The sequence below is a fragment of the Streptomyces liangshanensis genome (assembly GCF_011694815.1).
GTDB classification, from domain to species: domain Bacteria; phylum Actinomycetota; class Actinomycetes; order Streptomycetales; family Streptomycetaceae; genus Streptomyces; species Streptomyces liangshanensis.
The window spans coordinates 2,963,231-2,983,917 of record NZ_CP050177.1 but is presented as its reverse complement, the minus strand read 5'-3'; the positions used below and the strand labels follow the sequence as shown (position 1 = coordinate 2,983,917).

The 20,687-nt window shown below is 72.5% G+C and carries 21 protein-coding genes and 1 riboswitch; of the genes, 13 read left to right on the top strand and 8 right to left on the bottom strand.

Features of this window, described 5'->3' with window-relative positions:
- Positions 1 to 16 precede the first annotated feature (16 nt).
- Complete coding sequence (locus HA039_RS12725; RefSeq protein WP_167028296.1) at positions 17 to 475, top strand: winged helix-turn-helix transcriptional regulator; 459 nt, start codon at positions 17 to 19, stop codon at positions 473 to 475.
- A gap of 32 nt (positions 476 to 507) precedes the next feature.
- Here HA039_RS12725 and HA039_RS12720 read toward each other — a convergent pair whose 3' ends face one another.
- The 3 genes from HA039_RS12720 to HA039_RS12710 form a co-directional block, all read right to left on the bottom strand.
- Positions 508 to 2,106, bottom strand: a complete 1,599-nt coding sequence (locus HA039_RS12720; RefSeq protein WP_167028293.1) for a purple acid phosphatase family protein — start codon at positions 2,104 to 2,106, stop codon at positions 508 to 510.
- Positions 2,107 to 2,304: 198 nt separating this feature from the next.
- Positions 2,305 to 3,018 (bottom strand): isocitrate lyase/PEP mutase family protein, encoded by a 714-nt coding sequence (locus HA039_RS12715; protein ID WP_167028290.1) that lies wholly within the window; start codon positions 3,016 to 3,018, stop codon positions 2,305 to 2,307.
- Between the two features lie 96 nt (positions 3,019 to 3,114).
- The gene (locus HA039_RS12710) at positions 3,115 to 3,651 is read right to left on the bottom strand and encodes a carboxymuconolactone decarboxylase family protein (RefSeq protein WP_167028287.1); all 537 of its coding nucleotides are present in this window, start codon (positions 3,649 to 3,651) and stop codon (positions 3,115 to 3,117) included.
- Positions 3,652 to 3,698: 47 nt separating this feature from the next.
- Here HA039_RS12710 and pdxR point away from each other — a divergent pair, with 47 nt between their 5' ends.
- The 4 genes from pdxR to HA039_RS12690 all read left to right on the top strand — a co-directional run bounded on the left by pdxR (position 3,699) and on the right by HA039_RS12690 (position 7,397).
- Entirely contained in the window at positions 3,699 to 5,177 is a 1,479-nt protein-coding gene (gene pdxR, locus HA039_RS12705; RefSeq protein WP_167028284.1) for a MocR-like pyridoxine biosynthesis transcription factor PdxR, read from the top strand.
- Between the two features lie 201 nt (positions 5,178 to 5,378).
- On the top strand, positions 5,379 to 5,789 hold the full coding sequence (locus HA039_RS12700) for a VOC family protein (protein ID WP_167028281.1): 411 nt from the start codon (positions 5,379 to 5,381) through the stop codon (positions 5,787 to 5,789).
- A gap of 117 nt (positions 5,790 to 5,906) precedes the next feature.
- Complete coding sequence (locus HA039_RS12695; RefSeq protein ID WP_167028277.1) at positions 5,907 to 6,188, top strand: hypothetical protein; 282 nt, start codon at positions 5,907 to 5,909, stop codon at positions 6,186 to 6,188.
- A 27-nt stretch (positions 6,189 to 6,215) separates the two neighbouring features.
- Positions 6,216 to 7,397, top strand: a complete 1,182-nt coding sequence (locus HA039_RS12690) for a glutathionylspermidine synthase family protein (RefSeq protein WP_167028274.1) — start codon at positions 6,216 to 6,218, stop codon at positions 7,395 to 7,397.
- Between the two features lie 38 nt (positions 7,398 to 7,435).
- On the opposite strand, the gene rocD is transcribed toward HA039_RS12690, so the two are convergent.
- Positions 7,436 to 8,641: an ornithine--oxo-acid transaminase gene (rocD, locus tag HA039_RS12685; protein ID WP_167028271.1), complete on the bottom strand. Its 1,206-nt coding sequence runs from the start codon at positions 8,639 to 8,641 to the stop codon at positions 7,436 to 7,438.
- A 167-nt stretch (positions 8,642 to 8,808) separates the two neighbouring features.
- Positions 8,809 to 8,899: riboswitch (ZMP/ZTP riboswitch) on the top strand.
- 37 nt (positions 8,900 to 8,936) lie between these two features.
- Here rocD and HA039_RS12680 point away from each other — a divergent pair.
- Entirely contained in the window at positions 8,937 to 10,205 is a 1,269-nt protein-coding gene (locus HA039_RS12680) for a serine hydroxymethyltransferase (RefSeq protein WP_167028268.1), read from the top strand.
- A 66-nt stretch (positions 10,206 to 10,271) separates the two neighbouring features.
- On the opposite strand, the gene HA039_RS12675 is transcribed toward HA039_RS12680, so the two are convergent.
- A complete protein-coding gene (locus HA039_RS12675; RefSeq protein ID WP_167028265.1) occupies positions 10,272 to 11,039 on the bottom strand; it encodes a dienelactone hydrolase family protein in 768 nt (255 codons plus the stop codon).
- Between the two features lie 288 nt (positions 11,040 to 11,327).
- Here HA039_RS12675 and trpS point away from each other — a divergent pair, with 288 nt between their 5' ends.
- From trpS to HA039_RS12660, 3 genes are all read left to right on the top strand, one after another.
- A complete protein-coding gene (gene trpS / locus HA039_RS12670; protein ID WP_167028262.1) occupies positions 11,328 to 12,341 on the top strand; it encodes a tryptophan--tRNA ligase in 1,014 nt (337 codons plus the stop codon).
- A gap of 207 nt (positions 12,342 to 12,548) precedes the next feature.
- A complete protein-coding gene (locus tag HA039_RS12665) occupies positions 12,549 to 13,142 on the top strand; it encodes a 2'-5' RNA ligase family protein (protein ID WP_167028259.1) in 594 nt (197 codons plus the stop codon).
- 83 nt (positions 13,143 to 13,225) lie between these two features.
- Positions 13,226 to 13,984, top strand: coding sequence for an ALF repeat-containing protein (locus HA039_RS12660; protein ID WP_167028256.1), 759 nt, complete (start codon positions 13,226 to 13,228; stop codon positions 13,982 to 13,984).
- A gap of 22 nt (positions 13,985 to 14,006) precedes the next feature.
- On the opposite strand, the gene dprE2 is transcribed toward HA039_RS12660, so the two are convergent.
- Complete coding sequence (gene dprE2 / locus HA039_RS12655) at positions 14,007 to 14,762, bottom strand: decaprenylphospho-beta-D-erythro-pentofuranosid-2-ulose 2-reductase (protein ID WP_167028253.1); 756 nt, start codon at positions 14,760 to 14,762, stop codon at positions 14,007 to 14,009.
- Positions 14,763 to 14,805: 43 nt separating this feature from the next.
- A complete protein-coding gene (dprE1, locus tag HA039_RS12650) occupies positions 14,806 to 16,194 on the bottom strand; it encodes a decaprenylphosphoryl-beta-D-ribose oxidase (RefSeq protein ID WP_167028250.1) in 1,389 nt (462 codons plus the stop codon).
- Between the two features lie 170 nt (positions 16,195 to 16,364).
- Here dprE1 and HA039_RS12645 point away from each other — a divergent pair, with 170 nt between their 5' ends.
- The 3 genes from HA039_RS12645 to HA039_RS12635 all read left to right on the top strand — a co-directional run bounded on the left by HA039_RS12645 (position 16,365) and on the right by HA039_RS12635 (position 18,961).
- Positions 16,365 to 16,934 carry a phosphatase PAP2 family protein gene (locus tag HA039_RS12645; RefSeq protein ID WP_167028247.1) on the top strand — a complete coding sequence of 190 codons (570 nt, stop codon included), beginning with the start codon at positions 16,365 to 16,367 and terminating at the stop codon, positions 16,932 to 16,934.
- On the top strand, positions 16,927 to 17,904 hold the full coding sequence (locus HA039_RS12640; protein WP_425086335.1) for a decaprenyl-phosphate phosphoribosyltransferase: 978 nt from the start codon (positions 16,927 to 16,929) through the stop codon (positions 17,902 to 17,904). Before HA039_RS12645 ends, HA039_RS12640 begins: the two co-directional genes overlap by 8 nt.
- Positions 17,905 to 17,977: 73 nt before the next feature.
- On the top strand, positions 17,978 to 18,961 hold the full coding sequence (locus HA039_RS12635) for a YihY/virulence factor BrkB family protein (protein ID WP_167028244.1): 984 nt from the start codon (positions 17,978 to 17,980) through the stop codon (positions 18,959 to 18,961).
- Here HA039_RS12635 and HA039_RS12630 read toward each other — a convergent pair.
- Complete coding sequence (locus tag HA039_RS12630; RefSeq protein WP_341830058.1) at positions 18,918 to 20,204, bottom strand: D-alanyl-D-alanine carboxypeptidase family protein; 1,287 nt, start codon at positions 20,202 to 20,204, stop codon at positions 18,918 to 18,920. The two genes, HA039_RS12635 and HA039_RS12630, sit on opposite strands and share 44 nt — an antisense overlap.
- Before the next feature lie 178 nt (positions 20,205 to 20,382).
- Between HA039_RS12630 and HA039_RS12625 the strand changes: the two genes are divergently transcribed.
- Positions 20,383 to 20,682, top strand: coding sequence for an SCO4848 family membrane protein (locus tag HA039_RS12625; protein WP_167028238.1), 300 nt, complete (start codon positions 20,383 to 20,385; stop codon positions 20,680 to 20,682).
- The last annotated feature ends 5 nt before the right edge of the window (positions 20,683 to 20,687 follow it).

Genomic DNA, 20,687 nt, shown 5'->3' with positions numbered 1-20,687 from the left:
GTGGAGGGCGGACAGTATGGTCAAGCGGACGCGGTTCGACGAGGACGAGTGCCCGGTCGCCCGGTCGGTCGACGCGATCGGGGACTGGTGGTCGCTGCTGATCGTGCGCGACGCGTTCGACGGCAGCCGCCGCTTCGGGGAGTTCCAGCGGAGCCTGGGCGTGGCGAAGAACATCCTCACCACCCGGCTGCGGGCCCTGGTCGCGGGCGGGATCCTCGACGTCGTACCGGCGTCGGACGGGAGCGCGTACCACGAGTACGTATTGACGCCCAAGGGCGAGGACCTGTTCCCCGTGGTCGTGGCCCTGCGCCAGTGGGGCGAGGCGCACTTCTTCGCGCCCGGGGAGGAGCACTCCGAGCTGCTGGACCGGGAGCGGCGGCAGCCGCTGCGGCCCCTGGAGATCCACGCGGCGGACGGCCGACGGCTCGGCCCCGGCGACACCCACGTGCGCAAGGTGGGTGCGGCCGGGGCCTGAGGAGGGCCTCGTCGATCGGGGAGCGGGAAGGATCAGCGCTTTCCGTCGGAGCGCTTGCGGTGCAGGGTGAACTTCTCGAAGACCGACAGGTCGCCGTCGGGCTTGTTCACGTTGTAGTAGGTGACGTGCAGGGTGGTCGTGTCACCGGCGTGCCGCCCGGGGTCGACGGTGAACGACGCGAAGCCGTACGGGTGGTCGACGTCGCGGACGCCCGTCCAGACGGCCTGTTCCTTGACGTAGGTCGAGGTGCGCTTGGACCCGGCCGGCGCGGACGCCGACACCGCCGTGATCACCTTCGCGGTCCCGTCCTTGAAGAAGGACTGGTTGGTCGTCCCGGAGACGCCCCCGCCGCCGAGGATCATGTGCACGGTGCCGTGGGTGGTGTCGATGGCGTCCGTCGCCGACGACACCGGGTTCGGGGTGAGCGTCTCGCTGCCCGAGACCACCCCGCGCACGGCGAGGGAGCGCTCGTAGTTGTGCTCGTGTCCGCACAGGACGAGGTCGACGCCGTACTTGTCGAAGAGGGGCCCGTACTTCTGCCGCAGCCCGAGGTCCGCGCCGTTGGCGTCGGTGGAGCTGATCATCACCTGGTGCATGGCGACGACGATCCAGTCGATGTCCCGGGAGGAGCGGGCGGCCCGCAACTCCTTCTCCAGGAAGGCGAGCTGGCGGCCACCGGAGTAGCCGCTGATGTACACGTCGCCGCCGTCCTGGAGGGCGTTGTCGTCGTTCTGGAGCACGATCACCCGCACCGATCCGGCGGTGAACGCGTACCAGAGGTTGTCGAGTTCGGCGTCGGTCTCGGTGGACGGCAGGTCGAAGTACGTCTGGTAGGCGCCCAGTCCGATCGGGCCGTTGGCCTTCTCGATCTCGTGGTTGCCGGCCGCCGGCATCCACGCCCGGAAGCGCGCCGAACGGGTGTTGTTGGTGAAGAAGTTGTTCCAGGTGCGGACCCGGTCGACGTCGAGATTCGCGTAGCAGAGGTCGCCGTTGAGCAGGTGGAAGAGGGGCGCCACCTGCTCGATGCCCGTGACGATGTCCTTGGTGGCGGGCGTCGAGTTGGCGTCCATGATGCTGGTGCCGTCGGCCGACCAGGTCACCTGCGGCGCCGACTGGTCGCCGAAGCTGGTGAAGGTGAGGGGGGCCCGCCCGCGCGGCGCGGTCCGGAACACGGCGCTGTCGGGGGTCGCCCCGTCGTGCGAGGCCATGTACACGTAGTCCGTGGCGGGCTTGAGGCGGGACAGCTCGGCGTGGTGGACGTACACGACCCGGCCGGACTTGCCGTCGGTGTACGTACGGGTCCTGGCGGCCGTGCTGGAACCGAAGCCGTGCTCCGGCGTCCCGTACATCACGCGGGGCCGCTTGACGGGTCCGTCGGTGAGCCAGGAGACGACCATCTGGCTGCTGGGGTCGGCCCCGAAGGTCAGGTGCAGACCCTGCACCGGCGGCGCGCCGCCCGCGTCGGCGGTGGGGTGGAAGGCGGGGGAGCCGAAGGACGTGTCCGCCGCGGCCGGGGTGGCGCCCAGGAGCGGGAGCGCGGCGGCGCCGGCGCCGGCCGTTCCCAGCAGGCCCAGCGCGTGGCGGCGGCTGAGCCCGTCGGGCAGGTCGGCCGATTCGTTCGATGTGGCCATCGTTGTTCCTTTCGGGGGTCTTTCGTCAAGCACGCGAACCCTCGTCCGCCTCCGCGACCGCCCGATGAACACGACCTTGCGCACGCACGACAAAACGCGCCGCAGCCTTCCGGTCACAACGCGGCGGGAGTTGACGCGGTCCGGAGCGCTTCCGGCGCCGGGGACCCCCGTCCTCCGGCGCCGGTACGCCCGCCGTCGTCAGCCGCGCAGCCGCCCGGCGATCTCCCGCGCCGCCGCCGTCGCCCGGCGCTGGAGCGCCGGGCCGAACGTCACGCGGGTCGCGCCGAGCCGGCCGCACTCGGCGACGGCGGGGCCGTCCGGCGTCGCGAGGGCGTTGACCGGTCCCTCGACCCCGGCGCGGACGGCGGCGAGTGCCGTGGCCGGCGCGGCGATCGGGTAGATGCAGTCCGCGCCCGCCGCCACGTACAGCCGGGCCCGCGCCACCGCCTCCGCCGGGTCGCCGGCGCCGTGGAGGAACGTGTCGACGCGCGCGTTGACGAACAACCGGCCGCCGGCCGCCGCCCGTACCTCCGCCAGCCGGTCCGCGTGCCGCCGCGCGTCCTGGAGGACACCGCCCGACGAGTCCTCCAGGTTGCAGCCCACCGCCCCGGCGTCCAGGAGCCGGGCCACCAACTCCCCGGGCGCGAGGCCGTACCCGTCCTCGATGTCCGCCGAGACGGGGACGGCGACGGCGCGCGTGATCCGGGCGATCGCCGCGAACATCTCGTCCGCCGGGGTCGCGCCGTCCTCGTACCCGAGCGAGGCGGCGACCCCCGCGCTCGGCACGGCGAGCGCCGGGAAGCCCGCGTCCACGAACGCCCGGGCGCTGGCGGCGTCCCAGGGGCCCGGCAGGACGAGCGGGTCACCGGCGGGGCGGTCGTGGTGGAGGGCGCGGAAGGCCGAGGCTGTCATCGGTTCTCGTATCCCGTTGAGTCGGAGGGGGAGGTGGAGGGCGAGGGGGAGGTGGACGTAGAGCTCGCGGGAGGGGGACGACCCGCCCCGCCCGGCTCAGTGCTTGAGCGAGCCCGGCGTGTAGTGGCCCGGGACGGCCCGGGTCGCCACGGAGAAGCGGTTCCAGCCGTTGATCACGGTGATCGCCGCGATCAGGTGGGCCAGTTCGGTCTCGTCGAACTGCGCGGCGGCCCGCTCGTACACCGCGTCCGGCACGAAGCCGTCCGTCAGGACGGTGATGGCCTCGGTCAGTTCGATCGCCGCGATCTCCTTCGGCGTGTAGAAGTGCCGCGACTCCTCCCACGCGCTCAGCTGGATGATCCGCTCGACCGACTCGCCGGCCGCCAGCGCGTCCTTGGAGTGCATGTCCAGGCAGAACGCGCAGTGGTTGATCTGCGACGCCCTGATCTTGACCAGTTCGAGCAGCGTCGGCTCGACGCCCTTCCTGGCCGCCGCGTCCAGGCGGACCATCGCCTTGTAGACCTCGGGCGCGAACGTCGCCATGGCCAGGCGGGGGGTGTGCTCGGGGGCGTACGTGTGGGCGTGGTCGGTCGTCGCGACCGCTTCTGTTCCGGTGGTGTCCGTGCTTGTCATGCTGTCGACGATAAGGAGGCGGTGGCACAGGCGTATGGTCCACTTCCATGACGGATTCCTGGGCCAATACGGCGCCCGGCGAGCAGCCCGGCGAGGGCTCCGGCGAGGGCTCCCGCGAGGCGCGCCGCGCGTCCGACCACCACACCGTCCTCGGCACCGACCTGCACCTGGAGCTGCGCGGCCCCCACCTGCGCACCGGCCTCATGGACGCCCTGCGCGAGGCCGTCCGCACCGGCAGGCTCGCCCCCGGCGCCCGGCTGCCCTCGTCCCGCTCCCTCGCCGCCGACCTCGGCATCGCCCGCAACACGGTCGCCGACGCCTACGGCGAACTGGTCGCCGAGGGCTGGCTCACCGCCCAGCAGGGCTCGGGCACCCGCGTCGCCCGGCGCGCGACACCCCGCACCCCCGCGCCCGCCCCGCCCCGGACCAGGCCCACCCGCCGCAGGGCCACGTACAGCCTCCTGCCCGGCGCCTCCGACCTCGCCGGATTCCCCCGCGCCCAGTGGCTCGCGGCCGCCCGCCGCGCGCTGACCGACGCGCCCCAGGAGGCGTTCGGGTACGGCGATCCGGGCGGCCGCCCCGAGCTGCGCGCCGTCCTCGCCGACTACCTGGCCCGGGCGCGCGGGGTGTACGCGGCCCCCGAGCGCATCGTGATCTGCTCGGGCTTCGTCCACGGCCTGGCCCTGCTGGGCACGGTCCTCAGGGCGCGCGGGACACGCGCGGTGGCCGTCGAGGCGTACGGGCTCGGCGAGCACCGGAAGCTGCTGGCGGACGCGGGCATCCGCACGCCCGCGCTGTCCGTGGACGGGTACGGCACCCGCACCCAGGAGCTGCCGGACGTACCGGGCGCCGGGGCGGTGCTGCTGACGCCGGCGCACCAGTTCCCCCTGGGTGTCGCGCTCCACCCCGACCGGCGCGCCGCCGCCGTCGACTGGGCGCGCGTGAGCGACGGGCTGGTCCTGGAGGACGACTACGACGGGGAGTTCCGGTACGACCGCCAGCCGGTCGGTGCCGTTCAAGGGCTCGACCCGGAGCGCGTGGTGTACCTCGGGACCGCGAGCAAGTCCCTCGCGCCCGGGCTGCGGCTGGGCTGGATGGTGCTGCCCGAGGGGCTGGTCGCGGAGGTGACGGCGGCGAAGGGGGAGAGCGACTGGGCGTCGAGCGCGCTGGAGCAGCTGACGCTCGCGGAGTTCGTCGCCTCGGGCGCGTACGACCGTCATGTCCGCTCCATGCGGCTGCGCTACCGGCGCCGCCGCGACCAGCTCGTCGAGGCGCTCGCCGGGCGACCCGACATCCGCGTGACCGGCATCGCGGCGGGGCTGCACGCCCTGGTCGAACTCCCCCCGGGCACCGAACGGTCCGTGGTCGAGTCGGCGGCCCGGCAGGGGCTCGCGGTCAGCGGCCTGGCGCGCTTCCGCCACGAGTCGGCGCCCCCGGGACCGGACGCGCTGGTCGTCGGGTACGGGACCCCGTCGGTCAGCGCGTGGGCGGGCGCGCTGGAAGCGCTGTGCCGCGCGCTGCCCTGACCGGCGCGGTCGCTAACGCACGGCGCGCTGCCCTGACCACCGCTGCCGCCAACCACCGCTGCCCTGACCACCGGTGTCGCGAAAGCGCGCTGACAGCAGGCGCGGGCGCGTCTAGGATCTTCCGTACGGCATCGCGTGTCGGTCACCGTCCGGGTGAGGCATGGAGGTAGCCCGTGAGTTGCCTTACGGAGGCAATCCACTGTGTCGGTCCAGTTGAATCACACCATCGTCCACTCCCGTGACAACCGGGAATCCGCGACCTTCTTCTGTCGCGTCATGGGACTCGAAATGGGCACCGAATGGGGCCCGTTCATCCCCGTCGACCTGAGCAACGGCGTCACCCTCGACTTCGCGACGATCCCCGCGGAGTCGATCGTCATGCAGCACTACGCGTTCCTGGTGAGCGAAGAGGAGTTCGACGCCGTCTTCGCCCGTATCCAGGCCGAAGGGCTCACCTACTACGCCGATCCGCACCGCGCGCGCCCCGGCGAGATCAACCACAACGACGGCGGTCGCGGCGTCTACTTCCTCGACCCGGCCGGCCACGCCCTGGAGTGCATCACCCGCCCGTACGGCGGGTTCGCGGACGAGGCCTCCGGGGCCTCTTCCTAGGACAGGGCTAGGCTGGGCGCCGGTTCGGTCGATTGTTCGTACGGACGGACCTGTGTGCGGCCCCGGATCCGGGGCCGCGCGCGGGGCCGTTTCCGTATCCGAGGGGGAGGACGGCGCATGACCGCGCGGCAACGGAGACTGAGGTCGAGCGGAGTGGTGCTCGGCGGCATGGGAATGCTGGCGCTGACGCTCACCGCGTGCGGATCCGACCCCGACAAGCGGTGCGTGGACCGGGTGACCCACGAGAAGCTGCCGAAGTACGAGTGCGACGACGACAACGGCCGCGGCGCGTACTACTACGGCGGCTCCCTGAAGAACGGCAAGGCCAAGGGCGGCAGCTTCGACAAGTCGGCGGTCGACCGGGGCGGCTTCGGGCACTCCGGCTCCAGCGGTGGCTGACGCGGCGGACCGGCCGGAGACCCGCCGATGAAACGTCACACCATCACGCCCCGCCCCGGCTGGCAGCAGACCGTCGAGGAACAGGGCGTCATCTATCCGCTGACCCGCCACCCCGACGGCTCCCTGCGCCCGTACTGGGACGAGAGCGCCTACTACAGCTTCACGCTGCCCGAGGTCGAGGCGCTGGAGGAGGTCGTCGAGGAGCTGCACACGATGTGCCTGGCCGCCGCCGCGTACATCGTGGAGCACAAACGGTTCGCCGACCTCGGCATCACCGATCCGCGACTCGCGTCGCTGATCGCCGAGTCGTGGCGCCGCCGCGCCGAACTGCCCACCGTCTACGGCCGGTTCGACCTGCGCTACGACGGTACGGGCCCGGCCAAGATGCTGGAGTACAACGCCGACACGCCCACCTCGCTGGTCGAGGCCGCCAGTGCCCAGTGGTTCTGGATGGAGGAGCGCTTCCCCGGCGCCGACCAGTGGAACTCCCTCCACGAACGGCTCGTGGACGCCTGGCGCCACCAGGCCCCCCTTCTGCCGCCCGGCCCCGTGCACTTCGTCCACTCCGACGGGGACGAGCTGGGCGAGGACCTGATGACGGTCGCGTACCTGCGCGAGACCGCCGCGCAGGCCGGCCTCGCCACCGACGCGCTGTCCGTCGAACGGCTCGGCTGGGACCACCTGTCGGGCCGCTTCGTGGACGAGCGGCTGCGGTTCGTCCGCAGCTGCTTCAAGCTCTACCCGTGGGAGTGGCTGACCACCGACCGGTTCGGCCCGCACGTCCTGGACACCCTCGACAACGGGGGCGGCACCGGGACGACCTGCTGGATCGAGCCGGCCTGGAAGATGCTGTTGTCCAACAAGGCGCTGCTCGCCGTCCTCTGGGAGCTGTACCCGGGCCACCCCAACCTGCTGGCCGCCTATCTCGACGGCCCCCGCGAACTCGCCGACCGGGGCGGCTACGTGGCCAAGCCGCTGCTCGGCCGCGAGGGCGCGGGCGTCACTCTCCACGAACCGGGCGGCCCGCCCGCCACGCCCGACGAGCCGTCCTGCTACCAGGAGTTGGCGCCCCTGCCCGACTTCGACGGCAACCGGGTGGTGCTGGGCGCGTGGGTCGTGGAGAACGAGGCGGCGGGACTCGGCATCCGCGAGTCGTCGGGCCCGGTCACCGACGAGTACGCCCGCTTCCTGCCCCACGTCATCCTCTGAGAGCCCGCCGCACCGCCCCCACCGGGACGACGCGGCGCCTATTCGGCGAGTACGGCCCTGAGCTGGTCGAGCCCCCAGTCCAGGTCCTCCTTGCTGATCACCAGCGGCGGCGCCAGCCGGATCGTCGAGCCGTGCGTGTCCTTCACCAGCACCCCCCGCTCCATCAGCCGCTCCGAGATCTCCCGCCCCGTGCCCTTCGACGGCGCGATGTCCACCCCGGCCCACAACCCCCGCCCGCGCACGGCCTCCACACCCCCGGCGCCCACCAACAGCCCCAGCTCCCGGTGCAGATGGTCGCCCAGCTCCGCCGCCCGCCGCTGGAACTCCCCGCTCTCCAGCATCGCCACGACCTCCAGCGCCACCGCGCACGCCAGCGGATTGCCGCCGAACGTCGAACCGTGCTCACCGGGCCGGAACACCCCCAGGACCTCCGCCGAGGACACCACCGCCGACACCGGCACCACCCCGCCGCCCAGCGCCTTGCCCAGCACGTACATGTCCGGGACCACCCCCTCGTGCTCGCACGCGAAGGTCTTCCCGGTCCTGCCCAGGCCCGACTGGATCTCGTCCGCGACGAACAGCACGTTCCGCTCGCGCGTCAGCTCCCGTACCCCCGCGAGATAGCCCGGCGGCGGCACCAGCACCCCCGCCTCGCCCTGGATGGGCTCCAGCATCACCGCCACGGTGTTGTGCGTGATCGCGGCCTCCAGCGTGGTGAGATCGCCGTACGGGACGATCTCGAAGCCCGGCGTGTACGGACCGAAGTCCGCGCGCGCCTCGGTGTCCGTGGAGAAGCTGATGATCGTCGTCGTCCGGCCGTGGAAGTTGTTGCCCGCGACGATGATCTTCGCGCGGCCGTCCGGTACCCCCTTGACCTGGTACCCCCACTTCCTGGCCGTCTTGACGGCTGTCTCCACCGCCTCCGCGCCCGTGTTCATGGGCAGCACCATCTCCATGCCGCACAGCTCCGCGAGCCGGGCGCAGAACGCGGCGAACCGGTCGTGGTGGAACGCCCGCGACGTGAGCGTCACCCGCTCCAGCTGCGCCTTCGCCGCGTCGATGAGCCGTCTGTTGCCGTGACCGAAGTTGAGCGCCGAGTACCCGGCGAGCATGTCGAGGAAGCGCCGCCCCTCGACGTCGGTCATCCACGCGCCGTCCGCCGACGCGACGACGACGGGGAGCGGGTGGTAGTTGTGCGCGCTGTGGGCCTCGGCCGAGGCGATGGCGTTCTCCGTTGTCGACACGGGTACTCCGTTCGTCCGGGACAGCGGGTCCGGTCGTCCGGGAAGGTCGTCCGGGACAAGCTGTCCGGCGCAGGCAGGGACAACCCCCAGTTTCTCCCGTCACTCGACACCAGGGCCTCGAAACGTCCGTCTCGGCGTGCCCTCGCCGGAAAGCCTCTAGGCTGGCCGTACCGTACGGCGACTGGCGAACGCGGAAACGACCGCGGGGGAGCCGTGCGGTGCGACACGTACGAGGTGCCGTCCGCCTGGGCGCCCCGGGACAACGACCCAGCAGCGGATCGCCCCGGAGGACGCCATGACACCCGCACCCCGCCATCCCGCACTGTCGGCCACCGACCCCGACCTGGCCGCCCTCGTCGGCGCCGAGGAGCGGTTGCAGGCCGAGACCCTGCGCATGATCCCCAGCGAGAACTACGTCTCGTCCGCCGTCCTGGAGGCCTCGGGCACGGTCCTCCAGAACAAGTACAGCGAGGGCTACCCCGGCCGCCGCTACTACGAGGGCCAGCAGGTCATCGACCAGGTCGAGCGGCTCGCCGTCGACCGCGCCAAGGCGCTCTTCGGCGTCGAGCACGCCAACGTCCAGCCCTACTCGGGCTCGCCCGCCAACCTCGCGGTCTACCTCGCCTTCGCCGAGCCGGGCGACACGATCATGGGCATGGCCCTCCCGATGGGCGGCCACCTGACCCACGGCTGGAGCGTGTCGGCCACCGGCCGGTGGTTCCGGGGGGTCCAGTACGGCGTGCGCCAGGACACCGGCCTGATCGACTTCGACGCGGTCCGTGAGCTGGCCCTCAAGGAGCGCCCCAAGCTGATCTTCTGCGGCGGTACGGCCCTGCCCCGCACCATCGACTTCGCCGCCTTCGGCGAGATCGCCCAGGAGTCCGGCGCGCTGCTCGTCGCCGACGTCTCCCACATCGCCGGCCTGATCGCGGGCGGCGCCCACCCCTCGCCGGTGCCGTACGCCGACGTCATCTCCACCACCACCCACAAGACCCTGCGCGGCCCGCGCGGGGCGATGCTCCTGTCCCGGGAGGAGCACGCCAAGGCCCTCGACAAGGCGGTCTTCCCCGGCCTCCAGGGCGGCCCCCACAACCAGACCACGGCCGGCATCGCGGTCGCCCTCCACGAGGCGGCGCGCCCCTCCTTCCGCGAGTACGCGCACGCCGTCGTCGCCAACGCCAGGGCCCTCGCGGACGAACTGCTCGCCCGCGGCTTCGACCTCGTGTCGGGCGGCACGGACAACCATCTGGTCCTGATCGACCTCACGCCCAAGGAGGTCCCCGGCAAGATCGCCGCGAAGGCCCTCGACCGCGCGGGGATCGTCGTGAACTACAACACCGTCCCGTACGACACGAGGAAGCCCTTCGACCCGTCCGGGATCCGCGTCGGCACCCCGTCCCTGACCTCCCGGGGCCTGACCACCGCCCACATGGCGACGGTCGCCGACTGGATCGACCGCGCCGTGAGGGCGGCGGCCGAGGGCGACGAGCCCACCCTGACGACGATCCGCACCGAGGTCGCCACCCTGATGTCCACCTACCCGGCCCCGGGCCTGCCCGCCTAGGGGCGCCCTTCCCGCCCGCTGACGGCGCTCCGGGCGCCGGGGACACGCCCCGGCGCCCGGCCCGCCTCAGAGGGGCCGGTTTCCGTCCGGCCTCAGGTGCCGGTCGAAGAACCGGGCCGCGTCCTCCGCCTCGAACCACGGGGTGCCGGTGTGGCCGCCCATGTTGGCGTGCAGCGTCTTCTCCCGGGTGCCGAAGGCGTCGAACAGGTCCAGGTTCCGCTGCCGGGGGTTGCCCTCGTCGTCCCACTGGAACAGGAGCAGCAGCGGAACGGTGACCCGCCGCGCCTCCTCGCGCACGGCAAGGGGCACGTACCCCCCGGCGAAGAGGCCGACGGCCGCGACCCGCGGGTCGGCCACCACCAGCCGGATGCCGAGGGCGGCCCACCCGGAGTAGCCGACCGGGCCGCCGATCCCGGGCAGGTCGAGGAGGGCGTCCAGGGTGGTCCGCCACTCCGGGACTGCGTGGTCGACCAGCGGGCCGACGAGGGACTCGAAGATGCCGTCCACCGGCTCGCCGGCCCGCATCGCGCGGCGCAGATCCGCGCGGGCCCGCTCGGCGGCGGCGGAACGGGGCCGGTCACCGCAGCCGGCCGCGTCGATGGAGGCCACCGCGTAGCCGCGCGCCGCCGACCGCCGGGCCCGGGCCACCAGCCGGGGCTCCGCCTTGGGCAGGCCGTTGTTGTGGGCCATGAGGATCAGCGGGGCGGGTGCGGCGGAGCCGGGTGCCTGGTCAGGTGCCTGGTCGGGCGTCCACAGGGTGCCGGGGATCTCGCCGAGGATGAACTCGCGCGCGAGGACACCGTCGCCGGAACGGTGCTCGGAGATGAATCGCATGGTCGTGCCTTTCGGGAGTGCTCGTGGAACGGCGCTCCCGGACGACCTATCGCCCGACCGTGACCCCGGAGGGGAGCACCCATGTCGAAACAGCGTTCACGGGTACCACCTCCTCGTTCTGTCGCACGGCCGCCGGAAAAGTAGCAGCGGCCGCCACCGCCCGCCAACAGGTTTTCTGGGGGCTCCGGGGTCCCCGGGCGTGGCGCCGCTCCCCGTCCGCCGGATCCGTTCCCCCGTCCCCGGAGATCCGTCGCGGAGCTGTCCGTGCCACCTGAGACAATGATGAGCATGGCTTCTGACCGTCCCCGCGCTCTCTCCGGTATCCAGCCCACCGCCGGTTCGTTCCACCTCGGGAATTACCTCGGCGCCGTCCGTCAGTACGTCGCGCTCCAGGAGACCCACGACGCGTTCTACATGGTCGTGGACCTGCACGCGATCACGGTTCCGCAGGATCCGGCCGAGCTGCGGGCCAACACCCGCCTCGCGGCCGCGCAGCTGCTCGCGGCCGGTCTCGACCCGCAGCGGTGCACGCTCTTCGTCCAGAGTCACGTGCCCGAGCACGCCCAGCTCGCCTGGGTCATGAACTGCATCACCGGCTTCGGCGAGGCCTCCCGGATGACGCAGTTCAAGGACAAGTCCGCCAAGCAGGGCACGGACCGCGCGACCGTCGGGCTGTTCACGTACCCGGTGCTCCAGGTCGCCGACATCCTGCTCTACCAGGCGGACTCCGTCCCGGTCGGCGAGGACCAGCGGCAGCACGTGGAACTGACCCGTGACCTGGCCGAGCGGTTCAACACGCGCTTCGGCCCGACCTTCACGGTCCCGGCGCCGCACATCGTCAAGGAGGTCGCGAAGATCTACGACCTCCAGGACCCCACGATCAAGATGAGCAAGTCGGCGTCCACGCCCAAGGGCCTGATCAACCTGCTCGACGAGCCCAAGGCGACCGCCAAGAAGATCAGGAGCGCGGTCACCGACACCGGCAGCGAGATCGTCTTCGACACGGCGGCCAAGCCGGGCGTGAGCAATCTGCTCACCGTCTACTCCACGCTGACGGGCGCCACGATCGCCGAGCTGGAGCAGAAGTACGAGGGCAAGGGCTACGGCGCCCTGAAGACGGACCTGGCCGACGTCGTGGTCGACTTCGTCACACCGTTCCGCGCGCGCACCCAGGAATACCTGGACGACCCGGAGACGCTGGACTCGATCCTGGCCGGTGGCGCCGAGAAGGCCCGTACGGTGGCGGGGGAGACCCTCGCCCAGACGTACGACAGAGTCGGCTTCCTGCCCGCCAAGCACTGACGAGCACTGACGAGCACGGACGGGCACCGACAAGCACCGACCGAGCACCGGACCCTGGCCCGGCGCCCCCCGAAGTCGCGGAATCCCGACCTCGGGGGGTGCTGGTCAGCCGGGCGGTACGACCGTCACACTGACGGGCGGCACCGTCTCGCGCGACCCGCGCGAACCCGCACCACCACCCGACACACACGGACTGAGGAGAACGACGTGGGGACCGTAACGCTCGGCGTTTCGATCGCGGTCCCGGAGCCGTACGGCAGCCTGCTCCAGGAGCGGCGTGCGGCCTTCGGCGACACGGCCGCGCCCGGCATCCCCACCCACGTCACCCTCCTGCCCCCGACCGAGGTCGACGCGGCGGCCCTGCCCGCGATCGAGGCACACCTCGCGGCCGTCGCGGCGGCCAGCAGGCCGTTCCCGATGCGGCTGTCCGGCACGGGTACGTTCCGCCCCCTCTCCCCGGTCGTCTTCGTCCAGGTCGTGGAGGGCGCCTCGGCCTGCGCCTGGCTCCAGAAGCGGGTACGGGACGCGTCGGGCCCGCTCGTACGGGAACTCCAGTTCCCGTACCACCCCCACGTCACCGTGGCCCACGGCATCGCCGAGGAGGCGATGGACCGCGCCTACGCGGAGCTGGCCGACTACGCGGCGCACTGGAGCTGCACCTCCTTCGCGCTGTACGAGCAGGGCGAGGACCTGGTCTGGCGCAAGCTGCACGAGTACGCGTTCGGCGGCGGCGGCGAGATCCCGGGGGTGCCCTCGCAGAGCACCCCCGCGGACCGGGCCACCCCCTCGCTCAGGCCGTAACCGCCTTTATAAATAGGGTGATCGGAGCGGAGAGATCCCTTACCGTATGCAAAGCCACGCCATCTCCTGGGAAAAGGTTGGTCATGCATATGAAGTTGACCCGCGTCTCGACGGTCGCCTCCGTGGCAGCCGTCGCCTCGGCTGTCCTGATCGCCTCTCCCGTGATCGCCGCCCAGGACAGTTCGTCGCCGGCGTCCTCCGCCTCCGTCCGGGCCGCGGACGCGGTCGCGGATGCCGCGGATCCGGCGGAGGAGGACAGGGTCGCCATCCTGAAGATCCTCGCTGACGAGTTCAGCGGCAAGGGACTGCGCGCGGCGGCGCAGAAGGCGCTCGACGGTACACCGGAGGACATGCGGACCTTCCTGGAGACGGGCCAGTACGCGGCTCGTCTGGAGGACGACCGGGTCCGTGTCACCCAGATCCTCGGCGTCGGGGGCAAAGGGGTGCAGAGGGATGCCTCCAAGGCGTTGGACGGTACGGCCCAGGACATCCGTTTCTTCCTGGAGGTGGGGCAGTACCGGGCCCGGTTGGAGGACAACCGGGTACGCACCGCCCAGCTCCTCAGCAGCGGAGGCCCCACCGTGCGGGAGGCGGCCACCAAGGCGTTGGACGGCACCGCCCAGGACATCCAGGTGTTCATCGACCTCGGTCAGTACCAGGCCCGCCTCCAGGACAACCGCGTGCGCATCGCCCAGATCATCAGCACGGGCGGTCCCGCCGTGCAGGCGGCCGGCCGCAAGGCACTGAACGGCACCCCCACCGAGATCCAGACCTTCCTGGACGCGGGGCAGTACACGGCCCGGCAGCAGGACGAGGCCAAGGGGAAGTCCGCCAAGGGCTGAGGTTCAGCGCAGGCTGCCGGTCTCAGACCGGCAGCCGTCGGAACAGGGGGCGCGGGAGGTGCCTCAGGGCCGACATCACCACGCGCATCGCCCCCGGCACCCACACCGCCTCCGAGCGGCGCCGCAGTCCCAGCTCGATCGCCAGCGCCACCGCCTCCGGCGTGGTGGCCAGCGGCGTCTCCTCCAGGCCCGCCGTCATCTTCGACCGGACGAACCCGGGCCGCACGATCATGACCTGCACCCCCGTGCCGTGCATCGCGTCGCCCAGCCCCTGGGCGAACGAGTCGAGGCCGGCCTTGCTCGACCCGTAGATGAAGTTGGCGCGCCGCGCGCGCTCCCCGGCCACCGACGACAGCACCACCAGCGAGCCGTGCCCCTGCGTCTGGAGGGCGCCCGCGCACACCAGCCCGGCCGAGATCGCCCCGGTGTAGTTGGTCTGCGCCACCCGCACCGCCGCGAGCGGCGCCGCCTCGTCGCGCGCCTGGTCGCCGAGGACCCCGAACGCCAGCAGCACCATGTCGATGTCGCCCTCCGCGAAGACCTTCCCGAGGGTCTCCTCGTGCGAGGCCGGGTCCAGGGCGTCGAAGTCGACCGTACGGACGTCCGCGCCCAGCGCGCGCAGCCCGTCGGCGGCGTTCTCCAGGTCGGGGGAGGGGCGGCCGGCCAGCCAGACCGTACGGGTGCGCCGGGCGATCATGCGGCGGGCGGTGGCCAGGCCGATCTCGGACGTGCCTCCGAGGATGAGCAAGGACTGCGGGATACCGAAGGCGTCCTTCATCGGGGATCTCCTTGAGAGGTGGGGGGAAACAGGGCAGTGGGCGTCAGAGGCCGAGGCGGCGCGCGAGGTCGGACGTGAAGACCGACCGCGGGTCCAGCTCGCCCCGCAGCGCCCGGAAGTCGTCGAGGCGCGGATACATCGCGGTGACCAGGTCGGGCCGCAGCCGCGCGTCCTTCGCGAGGTAGACCCGGCCGCCCGCCGTCGCGACCTCCTCGTCCAGCTCGTCCAGGAACGAGCCGAGGCCGGTCAGCCCGACGGGGATGTCCAGCGCCAGGGTCCAGCCGGCCATCGGGAACGACAGCCACCCCGGATCGCCCTCGCCGAACCGCTTGAGCACCGCGAGGAACGAGGGACAGCCGCGCCGCGCGATGCTGCGCACGATCCGCCGCAGCGTCTCCTCCTGCCCGTACCCGACGACGAACTGGTACTGGACGAAGCCGTCCCGTCCGTAGACGCGGTTCCAGTGCGGCACGCCGTCGAGCGGGTGGAAGAACGAGGTCAGCTGCTGGAGTTCGCCGGTCCGCCGCCGGGGCGCCCGGCGGTACCAGAGCTCGTTGAAGGCGCCGACCGTGGTCCGTCCCAGGAGGCCCGACGGCAGGTGGGAGGGCGCGGCGGGCAGCCGCACGGGCCGGAAGGCGAGCGGGCGCCGGCGCGCGCGGGCCGGCAGCGCGTCCAGGGGCGCGTGGTCCCCGCGGGTCAGGACGGCGCGCCCCAGTGCCGCGCCCCGGCCCCGGGCGAGCAGGTCGATCCAGGCGACCGAGTACCGGTAGCGGTGGTCGGTGCTGGTGAGCCGGGCCAGCAGGTCGTCGATGTCGGTGGCGCGTTCCGTGTCGACGGACATCAGCGTCGTCGCGACCGGGTGGAGCTGGAAGGCCGCCGACAGGATCACCCCGGTGAGCCCCATCCCGCCCGCCGTCGCGTCGAAGAGCGGAGTGCCGGGCAGGACCGTACGGATCTCGCCGTCCGCCGTCAGCAGGTCCAGGGACCGGACGTGGCGCGAGAACGAGCCGGAGACGTGGTGGTTCTTGCCGTGGATGTCGGCGCTGATGGCCCCGCCGACCGTCACGTAACGGGTCCCGGGGGTGACCGGGACGAACCATCCGAGCGGCAGCAGCACCTTCATCAGCGTGTGCAGGCTGGTCCCCGCGTCGCAGACGACCACCCCCGCCTCCGCGTCGATCGAGCGCACGCGGTCCAGGGCCGTCATGTCGAGGACCGAGCCGCCCGCGTTCTGCGCCGCGTCGCCGTAGGCCCGGCCGAGCCCCCGGGCGATCGAGCCGCGGCGTCCGCAGTCGCGTACGGCGGCGGCGGCCTCCGCGTACGAGCGGGGACGTACCAGCAGGGCGGTGGTGGGGGCGGTACGGCCCCAGCCGGTCATGGAGACGGTGGTATCGACAGGCCCGGTGGCGGCAGACAAGGTATCGACAGACATGGAGGTGACCGTATCGCCCCATACCTCATTCTTTGTCGCCTTTGGTGCACTGCCTGACCCAATGCCTGAGGAACTCGTATGAACGGGTGGTTGGGGGAGTGTCGTGGGACGACAAGCCGAAAATCATGCGAATACGGGCAAGGGTGGCCCCTTGGTGAAAGGGGAGGCCCATGTCCTGCGGAACGTACGGAGACACCGACCACCGCGTCCTGGCCGCGCTGCGGGGGTACGGGACCCGGCCCCGCGTCGCCACCGCCGCCCGCGCCCTCTCGGCCGGCGGCGAGCACGGCGCCCTGTGGCTCGCGGCCGGCCTCCTCGGCGCCGCCACCGACCGGGAACGGCGCGGCACCTGGCTCCGCGCCACCGCCCTGGTCGGCGCCGCGCACCTCGCGAGCATGGGCGTCAAGCGGGTCGTACGCCGCCCGCGCCCCGCCCCCGCGACCTTCGCGCCCCTCGTCCGCACCGCAGGACGGCACTCCTTCCCCAGCTCCCACGCCGCCTCGGCCGCGGCCGCCGCCGTGGCCTTCGGCGCCCTGCGGCCCCCCGGCGGGCGGTGGGTGACGCCCCTCGCGGCGGCCATGTGCGTCTCCCGGCTGGTGGCCGGCGTCCACTACCCGTCCGACGTCGTCGCGGGCGCCCTGCTCGGCGCCCTCACCGCCCGGGCGGGCACCGCCCGGCACCGCGGACGGCCGGCCGCCGCCCGGCTCCCCGCGGCGGCCGGGGGAGGCCGCCATGGCTGAGCCCGTGACCGAGCGCGCCGCGACCCTCGTCAAACAGTCCGGCCGCGCCCCCGGCCCCCGCCGCCCGCCCCTCCCCGCCCGGGGCCCCCTCCGCCTCCCCGCCGGCCTGATCAGGACCGCGCGCCCCCGCCAGTGGGTCAAGAACGTGCTGGTGGCCGCCGCCCCGGCCGCCGCGGGCGAGCTGGACTCCCGCCACACCGCCGTACAACTGGCCCTCGTCTTCGTCCTGTTCACGGCCGCCGCCTCCGCCGTCTACCTGGTCAACGACGCGCGGGACGCCGAGGCCGACCGCGCCCACCCCGAGAAACGCCGCAGGCCCGTCGCCGCCGGGCAGGTCCCGGTACCCGTCGCGTACGGCGCGGGCGCGCTGCTCGCCGCGGCCGCCACCGGGAGCGCGGCCGCCCTCTGCACGCCGATGACCGCCGCCCTGCTGAGCGCCTACGTCGTCATGCAACTCGCCTACTGCGTCTGGCTCAAGCACGTCCTCGTCGTCGACCTCGCCGTGGTCACCACCGGCTTCCTGATGCGCGCGATGATCGGCGGGGTCGCCCTCGGCATCCCGCTCTCCCGCTGGTTCCTGATCACCGCCGGCTTCGGCGCGCTCTTCATGGTCGCCGCCAAGCGCTACTCGGAAGCCGTCCGCATGGAGGGCGCGGCCGGCGCGACCCGGGCCCTGCTCACCTCGTACACCACCGGCTACCTGCGGTTCGTCTGGCAGCTCGCGGCCGGCGTCGCGGTCCTCGCCTACTGCCTGTGGGCCCTGGAGAGCGGCGGCACCGCCGACGGCGGCCTGCTGCCCTGGCGCCAGCTCTCGATGATCGCGTTCATCCTGGCCGTCCTGCGGTACGCGGTCTTCGCCGACCGCGGCACGGCGGGCGCCCCCGAGGACGTCGTCCTGCGCGACCGCCCGCTCGCCGTCATCGGCCTGGTGTGGCTGGCGATGTACGGACTGGCGGTCGCCGACCTGTGACCGCCCCCAGGACCCGCCCGCGCTTCCGGGGGACCCCGGCACTGGTTTCCCGATGCGGGGGTACATCTCCTCCATGGACTGGCTGAGCAAGCTCCCCGTCATCGGCCCGTTCGTCGCCCGCTTCCTGCGCACGCACGCCTGGCGCTCGTACGAGACGCTCGAACGGGTGCACTGGACCCGGCTGGCGGCGGCGATCACGTTCATCAGCTTCGTGGCGCTCTTCCCGCTGCTCACCGTCGCCGCCGCGATCGGCGCGGCACTGCTCAGCGACAGCCAGCTCCACCGCGTCGAGCACAGCCTCACCGACCAGGTGCCCGGCATCTCCAAGCAGCTCGACATCAACAACCTGGTGGCCAACGCGGGCACGGTCGGGGTGGTCGCCGGGCTGCTGCTCCTGTTCACCGGCGTCAGCTGGATCACCGCCATGCGCGACTGCCTGCGGGCCGTGTGGGAGAAGGACCACCTCGACCAGGGCAACCCGTTCGTGGTCCGCGCCAAGGACGCCGTCGTCCTCGTCGGCCTCAGCGGGGTCGGCCTCGTCTCGCTCGGCGCCTCGGGATTCGGCTCCACCGCGATCGGCTGGACGGCCAGGCACCTGGGCATCTCCCAGGACGGGGCGGGCGGCATACTGCTCCAGGCCAGCGCCGTCCTGACGGCCGCCGTCGCCGACTTCCTCATCCTGCTGTACGTGCTGACGCTGCTCCCGCGCGTGAACCCGCCGCGCCGCCGGCTCTTCGTCGCCGCCGCGATCGGCGCCGTCGGCTTCGAACTCCTCAAGCTGCTGCTCGGCGGCTACCTGACGAACGTGGCCGGCAAGACGATGTACGGCGCGTTCGGCGTCCCCATCGCGCTGCTGCTGTGGATCAACTTCACCGCGAAGCTCCTGCTGTTCTGCGCCGCCTGGACGGCGACGGGCAGCAAGCGGGACCTGAGGCGCGAACTGAAGAGGGAGGAGGGGGAGGAGGGCGAGGAAGTGGCCCCCGGCCCGCGCAGGGACGCGGACGGCCGCCCCCTCAGGGACGGGGAAGGCGGCGGTTCGACGGCCAGCGGCGGTTGACCAGGTACCCGGCGCCCGCCAGCAGCGCCACGACCCCGCCCACCACGGCCAGCGCGATGCCCATCCCGCTCGTCCCGTCCTTCGAGGCGCCCACCGCCACCGCCGGGGCGGGCGTCTCGGTGGCCCCCGGGGCCGGTGTGGGGCCGCCGCTCGCCTTCGAGGCGTCCGTACGGGCCGACCTCGGCGGCACCAGCTCCCCGACCGGCTTGACCTTGCCACTGGCGGCGAACCCCCAGTCCAGCAGCCGCGCGGACTCCTGGTAGACGGCCTGGCTCTCGTCCGAGGACGGGTTCATGACCGTGACCAGCAGCACCCTGCCGTTGCGTTCGGCGACCCCGGTGAAGGTCGAGCCGGCGTGCGAGGTGTAGCCGTTCTTCACCCCGGCGATCCCCTGGTACGGGGTGACCCCGTTGGCGCCCGTGAGCAGCCGGTTGGTGTTCTGGATCTCGAAGGTGTCCCGCTTGGGCTGGCCCTTGGCGTCCTTCTCCGGCTTCTTGCCCTTCTTCACCTTCGCGACGTCGCCCGGGAACTTCGCCGACTGGGTGGAGCAGTACTCCCGGAAGTCCTTCTTCTGGAGCCCCGAGCGGGCGAACAGGGTCAGGTCGTACGCGCTGGAGACCTGGCCCTTCTCGTCGTACCCGTCCGGGGTCACGACGGTCGTGTCGAGCGCCTGGAGCTCCTCCGCGTGCCGCTGCATGTCCTGGACGGTCTTCTTCACGCCGTGGTTCATGGCGGACAGGACGTGCACGGCGTCGTTGCCCGAGCGCAGGAAGACGCCCAGCCACAGGTCGTGGACGCTGTAGGTCAGGTTCTCCTTCACGCCCACCAGGCTGCTGCCGTCACCCATCCCGGCCAGGTCGGAGGCCACCACCTTGTGCTCCTGCTCCTTCGGCAGCCGGGGCAGCAGCGTGTCGGCGAAGAGCATCTTGAGCGTGGAGGCGGGCGGCAGCCGCCAGTGCGCGTTGTGCGCGGCCAGGACGTCGCCCGACTCCGCGTCGGCGACGATCCACGACCGGCCGCTGAGCTTCTTGGGCAGGACGGGGGCGCCGGGACCGAGATCCACCTGCGTACCGGGCCGGCCGAGGCGGGCCCCGCCGACCGTCGACATCGCGGCCGGGGGCGTGGGCGTCTTGCCGGGGCTCGGTTTCTTGGACGCGCTGTCCGCCGACGCGGGCACGACGGTCAGAACAGGCAGCAAGGCGGCGGCGAAGATCGTCAACGCGGTCTTTTTCAGAGCGGGCACGACCGAAAACGTACAGGGCGCGTCACCCGAATCCGACATCGACGGGGTGAACCGCCGCGTCCGTACCTCCGTACCGGGCAGCCGTACCCCCGTACCGCCCAGCGGGATCCCGGCCGTGCCCGGCCGGGCCGCCGCACCCCGCCGCCGGGCCCGGAACAGCGGCGTCGATACTGAATCCATGAAGCTCAGCCGCCGCGTGTCCTGGTTCCTGCTCGCGTTCGGGGTGTGGAGCTGGTTCATCTGGATCACTTTCGTCAAGAATCTGTGGCAGGACGCCAGCGGCCTGGCGTTCGACGGCGCGGGGGACCCGACCGCCTACTTCTGGGTCCACCTGCTGCTCGCCGTCACGTCCTTCCTCCTGGGGACGGCCGTGGGCACGATCGGGTTCCGGGGCGTGCGCGCCCTGCGGCGGGATACGGCCACCGCCCCCGCCGAGGACACCCGTATCCCCAGCCGGCCTGCCCCGCCCGCTTCCTGACGGTA

Coding starts and splice junctions, on each gene's coding strand:
- HA039_RS12675 (WP_167028265.1), bottom strand. CDS start 11,039: ATGCGATTCATCTCCGAGCACCGTTCCGGCGACGGTGTCCTCGCGCGC.
- HA039_RS12690 (WP_167028274.1), top strand. CDS start 6,216: ATGAAACGTCACACCATCACGCCCCGCCCCGGCTGGCAGCAGACCGTC.
- pdxR (WP_167028284.1), top strand. CDS start 3,699: ATGACGGATTCCTGGGCCAATACGGCGCCCGGCGAGCAGCCCGGCGAG.
- HA039_RS12625 (WP_167028238.1), top strand. CDS start 20,383: ATGAAGCTCAGCCGCCGCGTGTCCTGGTTCCTGCTCGCGTTCGGGGTG.
- HA039_RS12710 (WP_167028287.1), bottom strand. CDS start 3,651: ATGACAAGCACGGACACCACCGGAACAGAAGCGGTCGCGACGACCGAC.
- HA039_RS12720 (WP_167028293.1), bottom strand. CDS start 2,106: ATGGCCACATCGAACGAATCGGCCGACCTGCCCGACGGGCTCAGCCGC.
- HA039_RS12695 (WP_167028277.1), top strand. CDS start 5,907: ATGACCGCGCGGCAACGGAGACTGAGGTCGAGCGGAGTGGTGCTCGGC.
- dprE2 (WP_167028253.1), bottom strand. CDS start 14,762: ATGAAGGACGCCTTCGGTATCCCGCAGTCCTTGCTCATCCTCGGAGGC.
- HA039_RS12725 (WP_167028296.1), top strand. CDS start 17: ATGGTCAAGCGGACGCGGTTCGACGAGGACGAGTGCCCGGTCGCCCGG.
- HA039_RS12645 (WP_167028247.1), top strand. CDS start 16,365: ATGTCCTGCGGAACGTACGGAGACACCGACCACCGCGTCCTGGCCGCG.
- dprE1 (WP_167028250.1), bottom strand. CDS start 16,194: ATGTCTGTCGATACCTTGTCTGCCGCCACCGGGCCTGTCGATACCACC.
- HA039_RS12640 (WP_425086335.1), top strand. CDS start 16,927: ATGGCTGAGCCCGTGACCGAGCGCGCCGCGACCCTCGTCAAACAGTCC.
- trpS (WP_167028262.1), top strand. CDS start 11,328: ATGGCTTCTGACCGTCCCCGCGCTCTCTCCGGTATCCAGCCCACCGCC.
- HA039_RS12680 (WP_167028268.1), top strand. CDS start 8,937: ATGACACCCGCACCCCGCCATCCCGCACTGTCGGCCACCGACCCCGAC.
- HA039_RS12660 (WP_167028256.1), top strand. CDS start 13,226: ATGCATATGAAGTTGACCCGCGTCTCGACGGTCGCCTCCGTGGCAGCC.
- HA039_RS12715 (WP_167028290.1), bottom strand. CDS start 3,018: ATGACAGCCTCGGCCTTCCGCGCCCTCCACCACGACCGCCCCGCCGGT.
- HA039_RS12635 (WP_167028244.1), top strand. CDS start 17,978: ATGGACTGGCTGAGCAAGCTCCCCGTCATCGGCCCGTTCGTCGCCCGC.